General features: G+C 59.3%; 15 protein-coding genes and 1 pseudogene. 2 read left to right on the forward strand and 14 right to left on the reverse strand.

Going from position 1 to position 20313, the window contains the following annotated elements; genetic code table 11:
• Positions 1–110 precede the first annotated feature (110 nt).
• The 11 genes and pseudogenes from ABVT36_RS07915 to dapB all read right to left on the reverse strand — a co-directional run bounded on the left by ABVT36_RS07915 (position 111) and on the right by dapB (position 13608).
• A complete protein-coding gene (locus ABVT36_RS07915; protein WP_368456077.1) occupies positions 111–1010 on the reverse strand; it encodes an MBL fold metallo-hydrolase in 900 nt (299 codons plus the stop codon).
• Position 1011: 1 nt separating this feature from the next.
• Positions 1012–1908 (reverse strand): glycerophosphodiester phosphodiesterase, encoded by an 897-nt coding sequence (locus tag ABVT36_RS07920; protein WP_368456078.1) that lies wholly within the window; start codon positions 1906–1908, stop codon positions 1012–1014.
• 167 nt (positions 1909–2075) lie between these two features.
• Positions 2076–3452: a hypothetical protein gene (locus ABVT36_RS07925; RefSeq protein ID WP_368456079.1), complete on the reverse strand. Its 1377-nt coding sequence runs from the start codon at positions 3450–3452 to the stop codon at positions 2076–2078.
• Positions 3453–3994: 542 nt separating this feature from the next.
• Positions 3995–4366 carry a VOC family protein gene (locus ABVT36_RS07930; RefSeq protein ID WP_368456080.1) on the reverse strand — a complete coding sequence of 124 codons (372 nt, stop codon included), beginning with the start codon at positions 4364–4366 and terminating at the stop codon, positions 3995–3997.
• A 610-nt stretch (positions 4367–4976) separates the two neighbouring features.
• Entirely contained in the window at positions 4977–5342 is a 366-nt protein-coding gene (locus tag ABVT36_RS07935; protein ID WP_368456081.1) for a cupin domain-containing protein, read from the reverse strand.
• A gap of 568 nt (positions 5343–5910) precedes the next feature.
• Positions 5911–6387, reverse strand: coding sequence for a transcription elongation factor GreA (greA, locus tag ABVT36_RS07940; protein ID WP_367151789.1), 477 nt, complete (start codon positions 6385–6387; stop codon positions 5911–5913).
• 104 nt (positions 6388–6491) lie between these two features.
• Entirely contained in the window at positions 6492–9722 is a 3231-nt protein-coding gene (carB, locus tag ABVT36_RS07945; protein WP_368456082.1) for a carbamoyl-phosphate synthase large subunit, read from the reverse strand.
• Positions 9723–9795: 73 nt separating this feature from the next.
• Positions 9796–10929, reverse strand: coding sequence for a glutamine-hydrolyzing carbamoyl-phosphate synthase small subunit (carA, locus tag ABVT36_RS07950; RefSeq protein WP_368456097.1), 1134 nt, complete (start codon positions 10927–10929; stop codon positions 9796–9798).
• A 408-nt stretch (positions 10930–11337) separates the two neighbouring features.
• Complete coding sequence (gene rimK, locus ABVT36_RS07955) at positions 11338–12276, reverse strand: 30S ribosomal protein S6--L-glutamate ligase (protein WP_368456098.1); 939 nt, start codon at positions 12274–12276, stop codon at positions 11338–11340.
• An 84-nt stretch (positions 12277–12360) separates the two neighbouring features.
• Positions 12361–12768: pseudogene (locus tag ABVT36_RS07960) on the reverse strand (ATP-dependent zinc protease); the annotation flags it as partial.
• Between the two features lie 18 nt (positions 12769–12786).
• Complete coding sequence (gene dapB, locus ABVT36_RS07965) at positions 12787–13608, reverse strand: 4-hydroxy-tetrahydrodipicolinate reductase (protein ID WP_368456083.1); 822 nt, start codon at positions 13606–13608, stop codon at positions 12787–12789.
• Positions 13609–13822: 214 nt separating this feature from the next.
• Here dapB and ABVT36_RS07970 point away from each other — a divergent pair, with 214 nt between their 5' ends.
• Positions 13823–14260 carry a hypothetical protein gene (locus ABVT36_RS07970; protein WP_368456084.1) on the forward strand — a complete coding sequence of 146 codons (438 nt, stop codon included), beginning with the start codon at positions 13823–13825 and terminating at the stop codon, positions 14258–14260.
• Positions 14261–14343: 83 nt separating this feature from the next.
• Here ABVT36_RS07970 and dnaJ read toward each other — a convergent pair whose 3' ends face one another.
• From dnaJ to grpE, 3 genes are all read right to left on the reverse strand, one after another.
• Positions 14344–15462 (reverse strand): molecular chaperone DnaJ, encoded by a 1119-nt coding sequence (dnaJ, locus tag ABVT36_RS07975; RefSeq protein ID WP_367151791.1) that lies wholly within the window; start codon positions 15460–15462, stop codon positions 14344–14346.
• A 204-nt stretch (positions 15463–15666) separates the two neighbouring features.
• The gene (dnaK, locus tag ABVT36_RS07980; protein WP_367151778.1) at positions 15667–17604 is read right to left on the reverse strand and encodes a molecular chaperone DnaK; all 1938 of its coding nucleotides are present in this window, start codon (positions 17602–17604) and stop codon (positions 15667–15669) included.
• A 123-nt stretch (positions 17605–17727) separates the two neighbouring features.
• Positions 17728–18369, reverse strand: coding sequence for a nucleotide exchange factor GrpE (gene grpE / locus ABVT36_RS07985; RefSeq protein ID WP_367151777.1), 642 nt, complete (start codon positions 18367–18369; stop codon positions 17728–17730).
• Between the two features lie 264 nt (positions 18370–18633).
• Here grpE and recN point away from each other — a divergent pair, with 264 nt between their 5' ends.
• Positions 18634–20301, forward strand: a complete 1668-nt coding sequence (recN, locus tag ABVT36_RS07990; RefSeq protein WP_368456085.1) for a DNA repair protein RecN — start codon at positions 18634–18636, stop codon at positions 20299–20301.
• The last annotated feature ends 12 nt before the right edge of the window (positions 20302–20313 follow it).

Consider the following 20313-nt stretch of genomic DNA (forward strand, 5'->3'; position numbering starts at 1 on the left):
CGTCGGAACGCAAATCAAGCGGATAACCGCTTGATTTGTCGTGGAGGGTTTGTGTACCTGCGCCGCAAACCCGGCTTGAGAACAACCGGGCAGGCTTTTTCAACAAACCGTTAGGAGCTGGTGAGTGAGTCGAACACAATACCGGTCCAGACGTCCGGCTTCATAAAACCCTGCCCATACTGCTGATCGAACTCCTTGGTCGGTTGTGCCGCTATAACCTCATCGCGGCTCATGCCCTGATCAATCAGCTTTTGCACCCGGTCGCGCAGGGTAACCAGCAGATCCCGCTGGGCGCGCAGCTCCGCCTTGTTGCTCAGCGTACCATGGCCCGGGATGATGCGGGTATTATCATCCGCCTGCTCCAGCACCCGGTCCATCACCGCGATCACACCGTCCACCGAGCCGCCCGCCGACAGGTCTATAAAGGGATAGCTGCCATTGAAATAGGTATCACCCATATGCACCGCATTGGCGTTGGCAAACCGCACAATGGAATCGCCGTCGGTGTGGGCCGGGTCCACATGCTGCACCCGCACATCCTCGCCATTCCAGTGGAACGTAGTGGCATCGGTAAAAGTGATGACCGGCAGTGCGGCCAGCGGTGCGGCAGGCACCTCCCGACCGAAAGTCTCCATAAACTGGTCGGCGCTCATGCGCTTGCGCACATTTTCATGGGCGACGATCAGCGCTCCCTGTTTGCCCAGGTTTTCGTTGCCACCGGTGTGGTCGCCGTGCCAGTGAGTGTTGATCACGAATTTCAGCGGCTTGTCGGAAACTTCAGCGACTGCGGCAACGATACGATCAGTGAGCGGGGCGAACTGGTCATCGACCAGAAAAGCACCATCATCCCCCACCAAAAGGGCCATATTACCACCGGCCCCGGTGAGCATATAGAGGTTGTCCGACACCTTTTCACTGTTGATGGTAACGTCGGCAAAACGGTCCTGTGCCTGGCCGTGAACGGCGGCAAGACAACACATTGCCCCCAGTAACCGGTAAAGTCGTTTCATCTTATTCTCCTGTTTGCTTGGCGATTTGCCGAGTTTGTAGTAATTGTAATAATCTGTCCGGCCGATCGGTGACCAGGCCATCCACACCCAGTGCGACATAGCGCTGCATATCCACAGTGTCGTTCACAGTCCAAACTGATAGGTGCAAACGGCATCTGCGGGCGGCAGCCACCAGCTTTGGTGAGAACACCGGAATGCCGTGATAGCGCATCGGCAGCTGCATCGTCTGATAGGCTGGCCGCAGCAGCCGCTCCATGCGAAAAAGGTGTGCGGCGAAGAACAACATGGCCTCGAATCTAACTGCGCCGGTGGCCACCTCCGGGCACAGGCGGCGGAACTCGCGCACCACGCCGCCATGAAAGGAGGACACTATCACCCGCCGCTCGCTACCCGCCGCGCGCACGCTCGCACACAACGCCCTGGCCGCGCGCGCATCGTCATTTTTGAGCTCGATCACCAGTGGAGTAGTGGGCAGAGCGGCAAATACCTCGTCGATAGTGGCAATTACCTGCGGTTTGTCCCGGTAGGGAAACCTCTCGCCGTCCCGACTCCAACTGTGCGCCATGTTCAGATTGCGCAACTGCGCCAGCGTCATGGCAGCAACCGCACCCCGCGACTCGGTAGTGCGATCCACCTCAGTGTCGTGGATCAACACCAGTTGGCCGTCCCTTGTCAGCGCCAGGTCGATTTCCAGAGCATCCACGCCCAGTTCGACCATCTTGCGCAAGTAAAGCAATGTGTTGCCGGGGTAGAAACCTCTGCCACCCTCATCGCCGTGGGCGATCACCAGTGGCCGTTCGGGCGTGGGGAACGCCATCACCGAAGGCGGTGCCGGTCGCCCGCGGGCGTAAAGCCAGAGCAATATCAGGAGAATACAAAACAGCGTCGGCGATAACATAGAACTCAGCCCTGGGAATTGGCCCTCTGCGGCAAATAAAAAAGCTAGGGCCTGTTGACACTAGGACCTGTTGGCACTATACGCGCCAGAGATTGTTCAGCGGGCAGTCGAACAGACATTTTCACACCGGTTTGATTGCCGTATTCACTGGCTGGCACCGAAGCCTGTCAGGAAGCCTCGGGCTCTCCCGACGGGCGGCCCCTCTCCGCGCGCCAATCCAGGAACCTCCGCTCCAGCCACAAGGGTAAAAAAATCACTATATCGTACAGGCGCACCAGCACCCCGCCCGCTACCAGGGCGCCCGTGCCACAGAGGCGCAGCCCCAGGGACAGTATCCGCAACAGAAGACTGCTCAGCACCCCCACCATAGTGCGCGCCGAGACGATAAAAGTCTCCATGGGAATAGTCACAGCCGCGAGTGCGAAGGGCAACACCAAACCCAGCCCCATCTGCGCCGTGATGTACAACCAATAGGCACTGGAATTCGCAACCTCCGTAACACCCCCCTCCCCGGGCGCAAGCACCCGCGCCCAGATCAGGCTCACTGTCACCGCGGCCAGGACCAACAGGGCTGTGAACGCGACCCACAGCATACCCCTGCGCGGCCTGTCATCCAGGGCGCCCACAGCGGGGAAAAACTGCGTAATTCGAAGACACTCCACCGCCACCAGGCCGGCAAAGATCTCCAGCAGGATCACTACCAGCGCGAACACCTCCGCAGCCCCGAAACCTACGATATGCGCGGCATTGCCCACCACCCCCGGCAACGCGATCAGGTGAAAGTGCACCACTGCTGCCGCCGCGGCAATCGACAAGGCCACCAGCGAGGCAAAAAACCGGGTTGTGGCGGACGCCGCAAGCCTGCGCGACGCCCTGTCACTGCCCCGCTGTATCTCCTCCAGACGATTCATATGCCGGTCTAGGTCCCCGGCTCGCCGTATCACCGTTTCCACGTTCCGGTTGACGCCGCTCAGGGCCGACAAAATGGAGCGCCAGGCGGGCATCATGCGCCGCAACAGTTGATGCCGCTCGCGGGCGGATTCCCGATAGACTTCCAACGCCTTGGCTTCCGCCTTGTGCATGGAGTGACGGATCGCCTCCAGTACATCGCACACCACCGGGTCCCTGCTGGCGGGAATTTCCGCCACCGCCCGGATAGCTTTTGACCAGTTGCCGGGCTCCGGCGGGACCTCCACACTGAGTGCATAGTCTTTATCGATGGCGGTTAGCTGCTCACTCAGGCGCCGGTGCAGTTCAGGGTACCGAGCCAGCTCCCGCTTGACGGCATTTTCCACATGATCCAACTCCCGCTCGACACGGCGCTCGGCGGCCTCGCGACCCGCGGCCAGCAGCACCTCCCGGTTGCGCCGCCGCAGCCGCCGCTCGCCGTCGGCCACCGAAACCGCCGCGAGACGCAGAGACTGGTGACAGAAGCGCGCCAGTGCCATAAAGGCCCGTTGCACCGGTTTGCGCGCCACAAATAAACCCAGCAGCGCCAGCAGAAACCATAGCCACAACGGCAGTGATGGTAGTATGTCGGTCAATGGGTTCCCCCGTAAATCAGATGCTGAATTGACACAATCCTACCAGCAGAAGGCGGCACAATCGCTACCGGTAGTCGAATCGAACAAAGAATGATCTATTTGCCACGGTAAGCTTATTCAAAATTATCGCTGGAGCAACCCGCGTCACTCATCCAGAAAGGCAAACTAAGCACAACCCCGAGCAATCACATGGCACCCGGGTGTAAAGCCGGATCTTATCAAGCCTGACTGACATTACTTTATACAAGCATCGTTACTCTTTCAGAGACCTGTACTTGGACAACCGTATCCAGAGTAAGCCCTCAAAAACTATCCCCAAAGTAAAAAATATGATACCGCCATCTGGAACTTCGAAAACATAGCATCCAACTGCGGCTACCAGACACAACAATGCAATTGTTCATCCCCGTATCAATTCATACTCTCCTTATAAGATTTTTTTGATCTCATGATTGGAATCAAACGCCAATATAAAGAGCCAGCTAGAGCCTAGCGCAGGGAAATTCAGCGAAATGGTTTTTGGCGAGCTTGTCAAGCACTGATCATTTCTCTTCCATTAGTCCTACCAAGTTACCCTCTGGATCCTTAATAAAACCTATCCACAGTTCGTGATCCGACATCTGGGCAGCAATCTGAGGCTCCCTTTCTGCAATTGCACCCTTAGTTAAAACGGAGTCATAAAACTCCACTATATTGGACACATTAAAATAAGGAATAGAATTTTTACCCGGCTCTCCTGCACCTTGTGAAGTAGTGAGCATTATTCTCGCTTCACCAGATTGAAGGAAGGCCAAATTTTCTGCAGGTGAAAACAAGAACTTCAGACCTAAAATATCTCGATAAAATTCCAGTGCCCGCTGCACATTAGACATCGTTAAAGCCAGCTGTCCAAGCGATACTATTTTACTATCCATATATGGTCTCTCTAAGATTTATAAAAATGATGAATCGTGTATTGCAAAGCTCCCTCAACTGCTTTACTAATAGTGATCCAGGTCTCTTTTCGTCTTTGACGATAAAATTTTAGCCAATAGGCGTCTTCTCTTTTTAAGCTGCTGAGGGATTGTTCACTGGGATATGATCTCGGTAGTTTCCATGCCAGCCCATGCCCTGAAACATAGTTAGTACTACAGCCTCTGTATACGGCTAGCTATGGAAATCTCTATGAACTACTGGATTACATATAACATGCCAACTGACGCAATTGTTAGACAAAAATCAAACCTAACCTGCAAGAAAACAACTGTAATTTATCGATTTTCAATACCTAAATCTAACACTTAAGGCAGCAGTGAATTTTTAGGGCTTCTGCTTAAATTGATAAGCTAAGAAGGACTGGATGATCCAAAACACCTTTCGATAAATGGAAACGCAACTAAACTATCTACCCAGATACTTGAATGCGCCAAATTTACAATAATCGTTGTACCAAAATTACCCATCATATTCACAATGCCTCACAACAGCCACTGAAGGGCAGCTTGATCTATCTGCGATCAGCGCCAATGTGTTTATTGTAAAATATCAAATCCAGATATCATTTTGTGCTGTGCGCTGCCCACCTTCGTCACCGGTATTCTTTACTCCACGCGGCTCAATCATCAGTAACTTTACCTCCTCTTCGGCGTAGGGCTTATGCTCAACTCCCTTAGGTACAACAAACATTTCCCCTTCAGACAGCTCCACTTTTCCATCTCTAAACTCAATAAGGAGATTTCCTTCCAAAACAATAAAGGCTTCATCAGTTTCTTTATGATCATGCCAAATAAAATCACCCTTTAGTTTTGCAATTTTAAATTGATAGTCATTTATTTCGGCAATGACTTTCGGCATCCATTGCTCATCGAACAGTGAAAATTTCTCCTTTAAATTTAATGCCTGATATTTCATTTTTTTAATACCTTATCAAAGCTACAGTTTTTATGATTGATTTCTAATGCCCTCAAAAGCAGCAACATTCAATACTGTCCAGTACACCCCGGGGCCCAGGCAGAACGAAAAATACCTGATGATTGGCAAATCCTGGCATATCCAGTGGCCCATCCCATTTGCCCAGCTCAGATATCCGGAATAGGTGATTCCCTATCAGCAAGCTATTAGCCCGCTTAATTTTTATCACAGACGGTCAGAAGGATAAAGGGACCAACGCCTTCTAAAACAGCAGAAGGAGAGTGCTTGAAACGGTCACAGAAGGGATATGGGGCTGTCCATTTTGTCGAGGCCACCCAGTAAAGAAAGCAAATCGGAAGCCTTGCTAACCCGGAGAAGGAGGCCCCGCCAGTTGCTTTGCCATCTGGGCAACCAGACTCTTTAAGCAAAAAATCCAATAGATGGCCCCTCATCCATTGGATTGTCGCCCCTGAAAAACTGCACCATTACTTGGAACCGCTTGCTTTCCAGAGGCTTTTGCCAGGCATATAACAACGGCTATGGAGCCAGCTTTTGCAGCAGCTGCCGATTACAAATGCTCCACGGCGTCAATTTCATATTCCACCGCACCGGACGGGGTGTGTACCACCACAATATCCCCGACCTCCTTGCCGATCAGTGCTCTGGCGATAGGGGAATTGACGGAAATTTTGCGATCTTTCACATCGGCTTCGTCATCACCGACAATCTTATAAGTCACTTCTTCGTCATTATCCAAGTGGATAATTGTGACGGTAGTGCCAAAAATGACCTTGTCACCCGGCTCTATGGCCTTGACGTCGATCACTTGCGCGTGGGACAGCTTGCCTTCGATTTCCTGAATACGGCCTTCGAGAAAGCCCTGCTTCTCGCGCGCGGCATGGTATTCGGCGTTTTCTTTAAGGTCACCGTGTTCGCGTGCCTCGGCAATGGCTTGCACCACTGCGGGGCGCTGTACTTTTTTCAGGTTTTCCAGTTCAGCGCGCAACGCTTCGGCACCCTCTACGGTCATTGGTACCCGGTTCAAGTTGGAACCTCCACTTTTGGTCAAAGCAAGCCGCGGCCCGGCGAAAACTCCGAGGGTAAATCGGGTTCCGGCGGGCTCCACTGGCGATTGCCGTTTACGTAGCTTTATTCCGGCAGTTCGGTCACGCGCTGATGCAGGTCCTGCAGCCGGCGCACCTCGAGGGGCTCACCGAGCTGCATGGCCAGAGCCATGGCCTTGGCCGCCGCCAGCGTGGTGGTGTAACACACCTGATGATTTTCAGCGCTGCGACGGATATCGGCGGAATCGCGGATGGCCTGGCGTCCCTCGGTGGTATTCACCACTAATGCAATATCGTCGTTTTTGATCATATCGACGATGTGCGGACGGCCCTCGCTCATCTTATTGACGGTTGTAACGGGAATACCGGCATCTTGCAAGACCCGGGCAGTGCCCCGGGTCGCCACCAGCTCAAATCCGAGTCCCTCCAGGTCCCGCACCACGGCGATGGCTTCCTGCTTGTCGAAGTCCCGCACGGAGATAAACACCTTACCGGACTCCGGCAGCCGGTCACCGGCAGCCAGCAGGCCCTTGTCGAACGCCTCGGCAAAAGTGGCGCCAACTCCCATCACCTCTCCGGTGGATTTCATTTCGGGACCGAGAATCGGGTCCACTTTGGGGAACTTGTTGAAGGGGAATACCGACTCTTTGACGGAGAAGTAGTCCGGTACTATCTCTTCGGTGAAACCCTGCTCCTGCAGACTGGTGCCGGCCTGGCAGCGGGCGGCCACTTTGGCCAGTGAGGTGCCGATACACTTGGACACAAACGGCACCGTGCGGGAGGCGCGGGGGTTCACCTCGATCACATAGATCTCACCGTCCTGATAGGCCAGCTGGGTGTTCATCAGGCCCACCACGCCCAGTTCCCGGGCCATGGCTCTCACTTCCTCGCGCATCCGGTCCTGCACATCCGCCGGCAGGCTGTAGGGCGGCAGGGAGCAGGCGGAGTCACCTGAGTGCACGCCACACTGTTCGATGTGTTGCATAATGGCGCCAATTACCACGTCCTTACCATCGGATACGGCGTCGATATCCACTTCGATGGCGGCGTTGAGGAAGTGGTCCAGCAGCACCGGTGCATCATCGGACACCTGTACCGCCTCTTTCATATAGTTGAGCAGCTCGTCTTCCTTGTAGACGATCTCCATGGCGCGGCCGCCCAGTACATAGGAAGGGCGCACCACCAGCGGATAGCCCACATCGTTGGCGGCCAGAACCGCCTCCGACACTGAGCGTACTATGGCGTTTTTCGGCTGCTTGAGGCCCAGCCGCTTGATCATCTGCTGAAAGCGCTCGCGGTCCTCGGCGCGGTCTATCTGCTCCGGGGTGGTGCCGATGATGGGCACCCCTTCGGCGGCCAGGTAGCGCGCCAGGTTCAGCGGTGTCTGGCCGCCGAACTGAACGATCACGCCCCGCGGCTTTTCCTTGCCGACGATTTCCAGCACATCTTCCAGGGTGACCGGCTCGAAGTAGAGACGGTCGGAGGTGTCATAGTCGGTGGAAACTGTCTCCGGGTTACAGTTGACCATGATGGTTTCGTAACCGTCCTCGCGCATGGCCAGAGCGGCATGCACACAGCAGTAGTCGAACTCAATACCCTGGCCGATACGGTTGGGGCCACCGCCCAGCACCATGATTTTCTTCCTGTCGGAGGGGGCCGCTTCGCACTCCTCGTCGTAAGTGGAATACATATAGGCGGTGGAGGTGCTGAATTCAGCGGCACAGGTGTCCACGCGCTTGTAGGAGGGGAATACACCCAGCTTGTGGCGGAATTCCCGCACTGTCTTCTGGCTCACGCCCAGCAGATCCGCCAGGCGCCGGTCGGAGAAGCCTTTGCGCTTGAGGAAGCGCATATGCTCAGCGGTCAAGGCCGAGGTGGGCAGGGACTTGAGGGGCTCCTCTATCCTGATCAGCTCCTCAATCTGCACCAAAAACCAGGGGTCAATGGCGGACAATTCATAGACCTGTTCCACGCTCATCCCCATGCGGAAGGCGTCGCCCAGATACCAGATGCGCTCGGCGCCGGGCACGGACAGTTCCTTGCGCAGGCGGTTCTCGGCGCCGTCCTCGCTGGGATCGATCCTGCTCTCCAGGCCGAAGCTGCCCACTTCCAGACCGCGCAGGGCCTTCTGCAAAGACTCCTGGAAAGTGCGGCCTATGGCCATCACCTCGCCCACGGACTTCATCTGGGTGGTCAGGCGCGCATCGGCTTCACCGAATTTCTCGAAGGTGAAGCGCGGGATCTTGGTCACCACATAGTCGATGGAGGGCTCAAACGAGGCCGGTGTGGCTCCGCCGGTAATATCGTTTTGCAGTTCATCCAGGGTGTAGCCCACCGCCAGCTTGGCCGCCACCTTGGCGATGGGGAAACCGGTGGCCTTGGAGGCCAGCGCCGAGGAGCGGGACACGCGGGGATTCATCTCGATCACCACCATGCGGCCGGTCCTGGGGCAGACACCGAACTGTACATTGGAGCCGCCGGTCTCCACGCCTATCTCGCGCAATACCGCGATGGAGGCGTTGCGCATCAGCTGGTATTCCTTGTCGGTGAGGGTCTGCGCCGGCGCCACTGTGATGGAGTCACCGGTGTGCACCCCCATCGGATCGAAGTTCTCGATGGAACAAACGATGATGCAGTTGTCGTTGTTATCGCGCACCACCTCCATCTCGTACTCTTTCCAGCCGAGAAGGGATTCGTCAATCAGCAGCTCGTTGGTGGGGGAAAGGTCCAGGCCGCGCTTACAGATTTCCTCGAACTCCGGCCAGTTGTAGGCCACACCACCACCGGAGCCACCCATGGTGAAGGAGGGACGGATAATCACCGGGAAGCCGAACTCTTCCGGCACCAGCTTCGCCTCCTCCATGGAGTGCACTATCCTGGCCCGCGGGGTCTCCAGGCCGATGGCCTGCATGGCCTTGTCGAACAGGTCGCGGTCTTCCGCCTTTTCGATGGCGTTTTTATCCGCACCGATCAGTTCGACATTGAATTTCTCCAGGACGCCGTGCTTGTCCAGGTCCAGGGCACAGTTCAGCGCCGTCTGCCCCCCCATGGTGGGCAGTATGGCGTCGGGCCGCTCCTGCTCGATAATCTTGGCCAGGGTGCGCCATTCCACCGGCTCTATGTAGGTGGCATCGGCCATGGCCGGGTCGGTCATGATGGTGGCCGGGTTGGAGTTCACCAGTATGACCCGGTAACCCTCCTCGCGCAGTGCCTTGCAGGCCTGGGCGCCGGAGTAGTCAAATTCGCAGGCCTGGCCGATTACGATGGGGCCGGCGCCGATAATCAGAATCGTGTGGATATCTGTGCGTTTTGGCATCTTTCTTCCGTTCTGCTACCGGCCGGGCCGGCAGTGCTCAATGTCATTCGTGTCTTACTGACAAAACTTTTTGCTAGGCGCGCGCGCTCATCAGATCGATAAACTGATCGAACAGGGGAGCCACGTCGTGCGGACCCGGGCTGGCTTCCGGGTGTCCCTGGAAACTGAAAGCCGGCTTGTCCCGCAGGCGGATGCCCTGCAGGGTACCGTCGAACAGGGACTTGTGGGTTACCTCCACATTGTCCGGCAAACTGCCCGCGTCCACCTCGAAGCCGTGATTCTGCGCGGTGATCATCACCTTGCCGCTGTTGAGATCCTGCACCGGGTGGTTACCCCCGTGATGGCCGAACTTCATCTTGGCAGTCTTGCCCCCCACCGCCAGGCCCAGCAACTGGTGTCCCAGGCAGATGCCGTAAGTGGGGATAGCCGCTTCCAGAAAGGCGCGGATGGCGGCAATGGCGTAGTCACAGGGCTCTGGATCGCCGGGGCCATTGGACAGGAAGATGCCGTCGGGATTCATCGCCAGCACATCGGAGGCTGGGGTCTGCGCCGGTACCACTGTGATATGGCAGCCGCGGTCCACCAGCATGCGCAGGATGTTTCGCTTTACGCCGAAGTCGTAAGCCACCACTTTGAAGGGCTGTTCCGGCGCGGCCCTGTGGCCTTCACCCAACTCCCAGGTGCCTTCGTTAAAAGGGTAGGATTCCCTGGTGCTGACCACCTTGGCCAGGTCCATACCTTTCAGGCCGGCAAACTCCCTGGCTTTGGCCAGGGCTTCTTCGCGGTCTATGTCCTCCCCGGCCAGGATGCAGCCACTCTGCGCACCCTTGTCGCGCAGCAGGCGGGTCAGGCGGCGGGTGTCGATATCGGCGATGCCCACGACATTGCGCCCGCGCAGATAGTCCTCCAGGGACTGCTCACTGCGGAAGCTGCTGGCGAGCAGTGGCAGGTCGCGGATCACCAGGCCGGCGGCCCAGATGTCGGCACACTCCTCGTCTTCGCGGTTGGTACCCGTATTGCCGATATGGGGATAGGTCAGAGTCACTATCTGGCGGGCGTAGGAGGGATCGGTGAGGATCTCCTGGTAGCCGGTCATGGAGGTATTGAACACCACTTCGCCAACGGAGCTGCCGTGGGCCCCAATCGCGCGCCCCTCGAACACGCTGCCGTCGGCGAGCACCAATAGGGCCGGGGTTCTGCGGGGCATCAGGGGCTCTGGCTTGGGGATGCTGTTAGTCAAATCGCTCTCCAATCTCGTGAACGGCTTCCGGGCGGGGCTGGCAGGCGCTGACACCGGCCAAACCACTGCGGCGGGACTCGGCTCTGCCCCATTGAGGCAGGTGTTTGCGCGCCCTATAAAAAAGCGAGATGAAACTGTGCAGCTTCATCTCGCTTTGTCTGAATCTTTCACGCGCGGCTCTCACTTTCAGTGGCCGGCATCTTACCGCCGGTCGCAACCGGGACCAGGGCCTTTGCACGGGGCGAACCCACATACGGGGCCGGTCCAAACCGGGCGTAGATTCTACCCGAAAGTGGCACTGGGGACCAGAGGCTACGGCCGGGTAGAGTGGCGGTCACACAGCAATAGCCCCCCAGCCGTCGAAATCCGGAACAGTCAGGGTTCCCTGCGCGACATAGCGGGCCGCAGCTCTTCCGCCTCGATGGCCGTAGAGTGCCATTTCAGCGCCTTTTCGATCGCCATGATCATGGCGCTGGCGATATCTTTGCGGGTAGCGCTTTCTATGCCCTCCAGCCCCGGCGAAGAGTTCACCTCCAGGAGCAGGGGCCCTTTCCTGGAGCGGATAATATCCACCCCCGCCACTTTCAACCCCAGCACCTTGGCCGCCTTGACCGCCAGGCGCTTTTCCTCCGTAGTGACCTTGACCACCGATGCGGTGCCGCCCTGGTGGATGTTTGCACGAAACTCACCCGGCGCCGCCTCCCGCTGGATGGCCGCGACCACTTTGTTGTCGATCACAAACAGTCGCAGGTCGCGCCCCTGGGCCTCGCGCACAAACTCCTGCACCAGCAGGTTGGCCTTGAGAGACTTGAACGCATTGATCACCGACTCGGCGGCCTTGCGCGTCTCCGCCAGTACCACGCCGCGGCCCTGGGTACCTTCCAGCAGCTTCACCACCAGCGGAGCCCCACCCACCATTTCAATCAGCTCGTTGGTATCCACCGGAGAATTGGCGAAACCGGAAGTGGGGATATTCAGGCCATTCTGTTGCAGTAGCTGCAGGGAGAAGAGTTTGTCCCGCGACTGACTGATGGCCGCCGAATCGTTGAGCGCGAAGACGCCGATACTTTCGAAGTGCCGTGTGAGCGCACAGCCATAAAACGTCTGGCTGGGGCGGATACGGGGTATGACTGCGTCCATGGTATTGAGGATACGGCCATCCCGGTAATGCACTTCCGGCTCGTTCGGGTCCAGCTTCATATAACACTGGCGCACGTCCAGAAAGCTCATGCGGTGGCCGCGCTCGGCACCCGCCTCCATGATGCGCTGGTTGCTGTACAGGTCGGGATTGGAGGCCAGCAGGCCGATACGCAGCCCGGTGCCGGCGATATGGTGCTCGTCGCGATAGCACTCTTCCAGCTCACTGGGGCTGATCTCCCCCAGGCAAAAACTCTCCGAGGGATCCACCATCATGCGGCCGAGCATGGCCTCGCGGCCCAGCAGCATACGGTAACCCATGCTATCGCGGTTGGTCAGGGTGAGTTCGATATCCCAGACACTGCCGCCAACGGACAGCGAGGTGCGGATTACCGGGCGCTTCTCCGCATCGCCTGAGGAGGAGCGCACCGTGCGCCGGTCCAGGAGTTTTGCCTCACAGCGCACCGACGGACGGCGCAAATGCTGTAGCGGGTGAGCCTCAAAGCTCACCCAGGGTTCGCCGTCCCGTTTGAAGGTCTGAATATTGTAGGCGTGCAGGCAGGAGGTTTTAGCCCCGGAATCCACCCGCGCCTTGATAGCGGGAATTCCCAGGGAAGCCAGGCCGCACCACTCCTCACTGCCGACAACAAGTTTTTCCACGATTGCCACCTCAACTCGGGAGCACAATCAAGCCCTCAGCCCCAGCACATCGCGCATATCATAGTGTCCGGCGGCCCGCGAACCCCGCCGGTCCTCCCCCAGCAGCCACATTGCCGCGGTGACTGCGCCGCGCGCAAATGCCAGGCGGCTGCTGGCGCGGTGGCTGATCTCCACCCGCTCGCCATCGGCCAGAAACATCACCGTGTGTTCACCCACCACATCGCCGCCGCGCACTGTGGCAAATCCGATAGTGTCACTCGAGCGGGCATCCGCCCGGCCTTCGCGGCCATATACAGCGACTTTGTCCAGATCGCGCCCAAGCGTCTGTGCCACCACGGCTCCCATACTCAGCGCCGTCCCCGAGGGTGCGTCCAGTTTGTGGCGGTGGTGGGCCTCCACTATCTCGATGTCGGCAAAATCCCCCATCACACGGGCGGCGGTTTCCAGCAGGCTAAAGCAGAGATTGACCCCGGTGGAAAAATTGCTGGCCAGGCACATGGGTATCCTCTCCGCATGCGCCAGAAGCGCTTCCTTTTCCCCGGAGGTGAAGCCCGTCGTGCCGATCGCGATGGGGCGGCCGGCGTCGGCGCAAAAAGTCGCATTGGCCAGGGTTGCCTGCGGTGTGGTGAAATCGATCAGAACGTCAAATTCCGCCTCTGCCAAGGCATCGCCGACGGCGAGCCCGCTCGCGCCCAACCCCGCGACCTCGCCCGCATCCGCCCCCACCAGACTGGAGCCCGGCCGCACAATTGCCGCCGATAGCACGGCCTCCCCGCTCTGTGCCAATACCTCCGCCAGGGCGCGGCCCATACGTCCACCAAACCCTGTCACACCCACGTTAATGGTCATTGCGCCCTCCGTGCCCGAGTTGAACCGCACATTCTAACTCGCCAGCCCGACGCCGAGCTATGGCCCGCAAACGGCCGGGGCAAATAGCATTCGCACATAAGCAGTTGGATCCTTATGTCAAAAAAACGGCTTGATTCCGCAGCTTCCAGGCGCGCCGGTGCGCCCACAGAGAAGCTGCTACGCTTGTGGAAGAGTAACGAAAGGAGCGCCAGTTATGCGTCTGTACTCCGGTATACCCCGCTCTCTCCTGACGGGCCTGCTCGTTTTGGGGCTCGCCTTCGGTGCCACAAATGCATTGGCACAGGAGGGCTCCGAAGATGACTTTTGGGAAAGGCACGACGACATCGTCAACGCGGTCACCCTGCGCCTCAAGCTTACCCCCGAGCAGGAGAGTGTGATACTGCCCATTTTCGATCAGGATTCTGAGCGCCGCAGAAGTCTGCTGACGCAATACGGCTTTTCTAAGACCGCCAGGCCCAAACTGAGCCGGGTCCAGAAAGAAGAGCTTAGTGCAAAAATGCTGGGGATCAGTGCCGAGTTCCGCGCCAAACTGGCGCCGGTACTGGATGCCAAACAGTTTGAATTGTTAAAGGAAATACAGATGGAATTTCAGAAGGAATTTAACCGGCGCCTAATGGCGTACAACCCCTGAAGCAGCTCCGTTTCCCGCTTTTCGCAACCGGCCGGGCGGCTTATGGGCCGCCCGGCCGGTTGCAATAACCTGCGGGGATCGGGTCAGAGTTTCATATCGCCAAAAAAGTTTTTCACCCCTTCAAACCAGCCGGTCTGGCGCGGTGAATTCTTGTGTTCGCTGAGGGTAGAGGAAAATTCCTGCAGCAATTCTTTCTGCTTGCCGGAAAGGTTCACCGGGGTTTCCACCACCACTCGACACAGCAGGTCGCCGGGGGCCCCGCCGCGCACCGGGGTGACGCCCTTGCCCCGCAGGCGGAACAGTTTGCCGGTCTGGCTTTCCGCCGGAATCTTTAACTTCACCTTGCCGTTCAGGGTGGGCACCTCCAATTCGCCGCCCAGAGCCGCGGCGACAAAGCCGATCGGCACCTCGCAGTAGAGGTTCTTGCCGTCGCGCTGGAACAGATCGTGCTCCCGCACCATCACCTGCACGTACAGATCACCGGGCGGTCCCCCGTCCGGCCCCGCCTCACCTTCGCCGGCAAGGCGGATGCGATCGCCGGTATCCACCCCCGGCGGTACCTTGACCGACAGGGTCTTGGTTTCCTCCACCCGGCCCGCACCGTGGCAACTGCTACAGGGGTCGCTGATAACGGTGCCGCGGCCGCGGCAGTTGGGGCAGGTTTGCTGGACCGAAAAGAAGCCCTGCTGCATCCGCACCTGGCCGACACCGCCACAGGTGCCGCAGGGTTGGGGTTTGCTTCCGGCCTTGGCCCCGGAACCATCGCAGCTGCCACAGCTGACCAGGGTGGGCACGCGGATCTTGACGCTGGTGCCGCGCACAGCGTCCTCCAGGTCCAGCTCCAGGTCATAGCGCAGATCCGAGCCCCGCGCCGGTCCGCCGCGGCGGCCGCCGCCACCTCCAAAGATATCGCCGAAGACGTCGCCAAAGATATCGGAGAAGCCGCCGAAACCACCGGCGCCGCCACCCATCTGACCCTCTACGCCGGCGTGACCGAACTGGTCGTAGGCGGCTTTCTTCTGGGGGTCCGAAAGCACCTCATAGGCCTCGTTGGCCTCTTTGAACCGGCTCTCCGACTCCTTGTCATCGGGGTTGCGGTCGGGGTGGTACTTCATCGCCACCCGACGGTAAGCCTTTTTCAGTTCTCTCTCGTCCGCTCCCTTGCTGACACCGAGGACTTCGTAGTAATCGCGCTTCGCCATATTGCTCATGCCCAGAGCCGGTCACCGGGCCGACCCGTTTGTTCTTGTGCGACCTCCCTGTGGGGTAACAACACCCCGCAGCAGTCCGGCCGGGGGCTGCCGGCGGGATACCGGCAACACATAAACTAGAGGGGCGCGGGGGCCGATTCCTACGGAATGCCACCGCGCCCCGGGAGGGATTCGCTGATATTCAGCGAGTGATCATCAGCCCTCCTTCTTGTCGTCCTTAACTTCTTCAAACTCGGCGTCCACGGCGTCATCACCGGCCGCGGACTGCTGCTCCTGTTCACCGCCGGCGGCTTCCGCCCCCTGGGCCGCCTGTGCCTGCTCCGCGTACATCTTTTGCGCCAGCGGGCCGGAAGCCTCGGTCAACTTGGTGGTGGCGGCATCGATGGCTTCCTTATCGTTGCCCTTGACCGCTTCCTCGGCTTCAGTGATGGCCGCTTCGATCGCTGTTTTTTCCTCGGCAGTAGCCTTGTCACCGGCCTCTTCCAGGGTTTTCTTGGTGGCGGAGATCATGCCGTCGAGGGTGTTGCGGGCCTGCACCAGCTCCTCGAACTGCTTGTCCGCCTCGGCGTTGGCCTCGGCATCTGCCACCATTTTTTCGATCTCGTCCTCGGACAAGCCGGAGGAGGCCTTGATCACAATGGACTGCTCCTTGCCGGTGGCCTTGTCCTTGGCGTGTACGTGCAGTATGCCGTTGGCGTCGATATCGAAGGTCACCTCAATCTGCGGCATGCCCCGCGGTGACGGTGGAATGTCCGCCAAGTCGAAGCGGCCCAGGGATTTGTTTTGTGCCGCCTGTTTGCGTTCGCCCTGCACCACATGGATGGTCACTGCCGTCTGGTTGTCTTCCGCAGTGGAGAACACCTGGGACTTCTTGGTGGGGATGGTGGTGTTCTTGTCGATCAGCGGGGTCGCCACACCGCCCATGGTCTCGATGCCCAGGGTCAGCGGGGTCACGTCCAGCAGCAAAACGTCCTTCACGTCACCGGAAAGCACCGCACCCTGAATAGCGGCACCCATGGCCACCGCTTCGTCCGGGTTGACGTCCTTGCGCGGCTCCTTGCCGAAAAACTCGGTGACCTTCTGCTGTACCAGCGGCATACGGGTCTGGCCACCCACAAGAATCACCTCGTCTACGCCGGAGGCGGACAGGTCGGCGTCCTGCAGGGCGATTTTCACCGGCTCCAGGGAGTGGGTCACCAGGTCCTCCACCAGGCTTTCCAGCTTGGCCCGGGTGAGTTTTACAACCAGGTGCTTGGGACCTGTGGCATCCGCGGTGATGTACGGCAGATTCACTTCGGTCTGCTGGCTGGACGACAGCTCGATCTTGGCTTTTTCCGCAGCTTCTTTCAGGCGCTGCATGGCCAGGGGATCGCCTTTCAGGTCGATGCCCTGCTCTTTCTTGAACTGCTCCGCCAGATAGTCGATCAGGCGCAGGTCAAAGTCTTCGCCGCCGAGGAAGGTGTCCCCGTTGGTGGACAGCACCTCGAATTGCTTCTCGCCGTCCACGTCCGCGATCTCGATAATGGAGATATCGAAGGTGCCGCCACCCAGGTCGTAGACCGCGATGGTGCGGTCGCCGCCCTTCTTGTCCAGACCGTAGGCCAGCGCCGCCGCCGTGGGCTCGTTGATAATGCGCTTGACGTCCAGGCCGGCAATACGGCCGGCATCCTTGGTGGCCTGGCGCTGGGAGTCGTTAAAGTAGGCCGGCACGGTGATCACCGCGGCATCCACCTTTTCACCGAGAAAGTCCTCGGCGGTCTTTTTCATCTTCTTCAGAACTTCGGCGGAGACCTGGGGCGGCGCCTTCTTGTCACCTTTCGCCTCCACCCAGGCATCGCCGTTGTCGGCTTCGACAATCTTGTAGGGCACCATGGTGATGTCTTTCTGCACCACGTCGTCCTTGAACTTGCGGCCGATCAGACGCTTGACCGCGAACAGGGTGTTCTGGGGGTTGGTAACCGCCTGGCGCTTGGCGGACTGACCCACCAGTATCTCGTTGTCGTCGGTAAAGGCGACGATGGAGGGGGTTGTGCGATCGCCCTCAGCATTCTCGATCACGCGCGCCTTGTCGCCATCCAATACCGCTACACAGCTGTTGGTGGTGCCCAGGTCGATGCCGATAATTTTTCCCATTTGTAAAATCCTCGTTTGATGCGCACCGCCACTTCTGTTCTGTCTGCCGTGCGCGAATAAATCCTCTGATGTCAGCTATATTGGTGCCGGCCGGTAAAAATCAAGGCCGCACCACAGATTCGCCTAGGGCGCCTTGCTGACCACCACCAATGCCGGACGCACCAGGCGACCGTTGAGCCGATACCCCTTTTGGAACACCTCCAGCACCGTGTTTGGCTCTACATCACCATTGGGTATCTGGGTCATGGCCTGGTGCAACTCCGGGTCGAAAGGCTCCCCCACCGGGTCCACCACCTCCACCGAAAACTTGTTCAGGGTGTCCAAAAAGGACTTGTGGGTGAGTTCAATGCCCTCCACCACCGCCTTGTTGGCCTCGTCGTCCACATCGATGCTGGTGAGCGCCCGCTCCAGGTTGTCCACCACCGGCAACAGATCCTGCAGCAATCGCTCGACCGCGAACTTGTGCGCCTTTTCCACATCCTGCTGTGCGCGGCGGCGGGCATTCTGCGCCTCCGCCTGCGCCCTTATGGCCAGGTCCTTCTGTATAGCCAGCTGTTCGCGCAGGCCGATGATCTCCTCCTGCAGTGCCTCGGGGCTTTCCGAAGCCGCGTGCAGGGCCTCTTCGGCCTGGTGCTGCGCCTCCTCCGTAGGCTCCTCGAGGTCGGCAGCCACACTCTCCTCCGCCGTATCTGTGTCCGCGCCAAGCGACTCTGTATCCGCCGCCCCCTGTTCGATCTGGTCTTCTTCGCTGCGCTCTCTGGCCACTGCTGTCTCCGTCGCGTGGATTGTCAGTTACATGGAAATCTGCCCCAGTGTGGGCGTTGCTGTGCAATATGGGGCCTTATCCGCAATCTTCAAGGGGTATTTTGGCGCTGTTTGGCACTGCGCCGCCAAGGTGGCGGGGGCAGCACAAATACTGTATAAACAGCCACTAGTCGGCGGCGGGGCGGAGATGCCGGATCGGCGCGATTATCCCAGTTCTGGCGCCCCGCCCGCTCACGATAACAAGAGCCACGGGAAGCCGTTTCTATGTTGCTGCACCTGTCGATCAGCCAATTCACCCTAGTGGACCAGCTGGAGCTGGAATTCGGCCCGGGCACAAGTGCCCTGACCGGTGAGACGGGAGCGGGCAAGTCCATCACCCTGGACGCCCTTGGGCTGGCGCTCGGTGACCGCGGCAGTGCGGAACTGGTGCGCGCCGGCGCCCCCAGGGCGGATATCCACGCGACCTTCGACATCAGCGGCCACGCCGAGGCGTCCGCCTGGCTCGAGGAACAGGAACTGGATACCGGCAGCGAGGTCATTCTGCGCCGCACCATCGGCGCCGACGGGCGCTCGCGCGCCTATATCAATGGACAGCCGGTGACACTGCTGCAACTGCGCGCCCTCGGCGAGCAGCTGATTGATATTCACAGCCAGCACGAGCATCAGTCGCTGCTGAAAAGGGATACCCACCGCCGCCTGCTGGACGAATTCGCCCAGGCCCAGGAGCTGACAGCCGAGACCCGCAGTCGCTACAAAAGCTGGCGGGACCACTACCAGCGCTACCGCAGCCTCGCCGACAGCGCCGAGGAAACCGAGGCCCGGCGCCAATTGCTGCGATATCAACTGGAGGAACTGCAGCAACTGGATCTGCAGGGGGAGGAGATAGCACAGCTGGAAAGTGAACAGCGCCAGCTGGCCAACGCCGGCCAGATCCTCAACGGCAGCTATCAGCTGGCCGCCCTGCTGAACGGGGGTGAAGGGGATATCGCCGAACAGCTCCATCGCGCGCTACAGCTGTTGTCGGCCATGCCGGAACAGCCGGCGGCACTGGCCGAAGTGGCGCAGATGCTCGACGGTGCCCGCATCCAGGTGGATGAAGCCAGTAGCAGCCTCTCCCGCCATATCGACCGCTTCGAGATGGACCCGGAGCGTCTCGCCGAAGTCGAGGAGCGCCTGAGCGCCATCTATCAGGCGGCGCGCAAGCATCGGGTGCAGCCGGATGAGCTGTTGGGACTGCAACAGCAGCTGCAGGCAGAACTGGATGAGATGGGAACCCCGGATGCCCTGGACAAGCTGGCAGAGACCTGCGCCAACCTGGAGCGGCACTACCGCGACACGGCCACCAGGCTGAGCGCCCTGAGAACCAAAGCGGCAGAATCCCTTGCGCAATCGGTCAACCGCCAGCTGGCGGACCTCGCCATGCCCCACGCGCGGGTGGAGCTGGCCCTGCAGCCCCTGGAAAAACCCGCTGCCACCGGCCTGGAAGAAGTGGAAATTCTGATTGCCACCAACCCGGGCCAGCCCTCCCGACCCCTGGGCAAAATCGCTTCCGGCGGCGAACTGTCTCGGGTAAGCCTGGCCATTCAGGTCGTCACCGCCCAGACCTCCCGCACCCCCACCCTGGTATTTGACGAGGTGGATGTGGGTATTGGCGGTGCCACCGGGGATGTGGTCGGCCGCCTGCTGCGCCAGCTGGGCGAATCCCGCAACGACCGCAGCGGCCAGGTCATCTGCGTGACGCACCTGGCCCAGGTGGCCGCGCGGGCACACCGCCACTACCTGGTGGAAAAGCACAGCAGCGGAAAAGCGGCTCTGGTGTCGCTGCGGGAACTGGGGGATGGCGAGCGCCGCGGTGAAGTGGCGCGCATGCTGGGCGGCGAGGCCACCGAGCAGTCGCTGGCTCACGCCGGGGAAATGCTGACCCGGGCCTGACGCCCTGGGGGC

The sequence above is a fragment of the Microbulbifer sp. TYP-18 genome (genome assembly GCF_040932045.1).
GTDB lineage: Bacteria > Pseudomonadota > Gammaproteobacteria > Pseudomonadales > Cellvibrionaceae > Microbulbifer.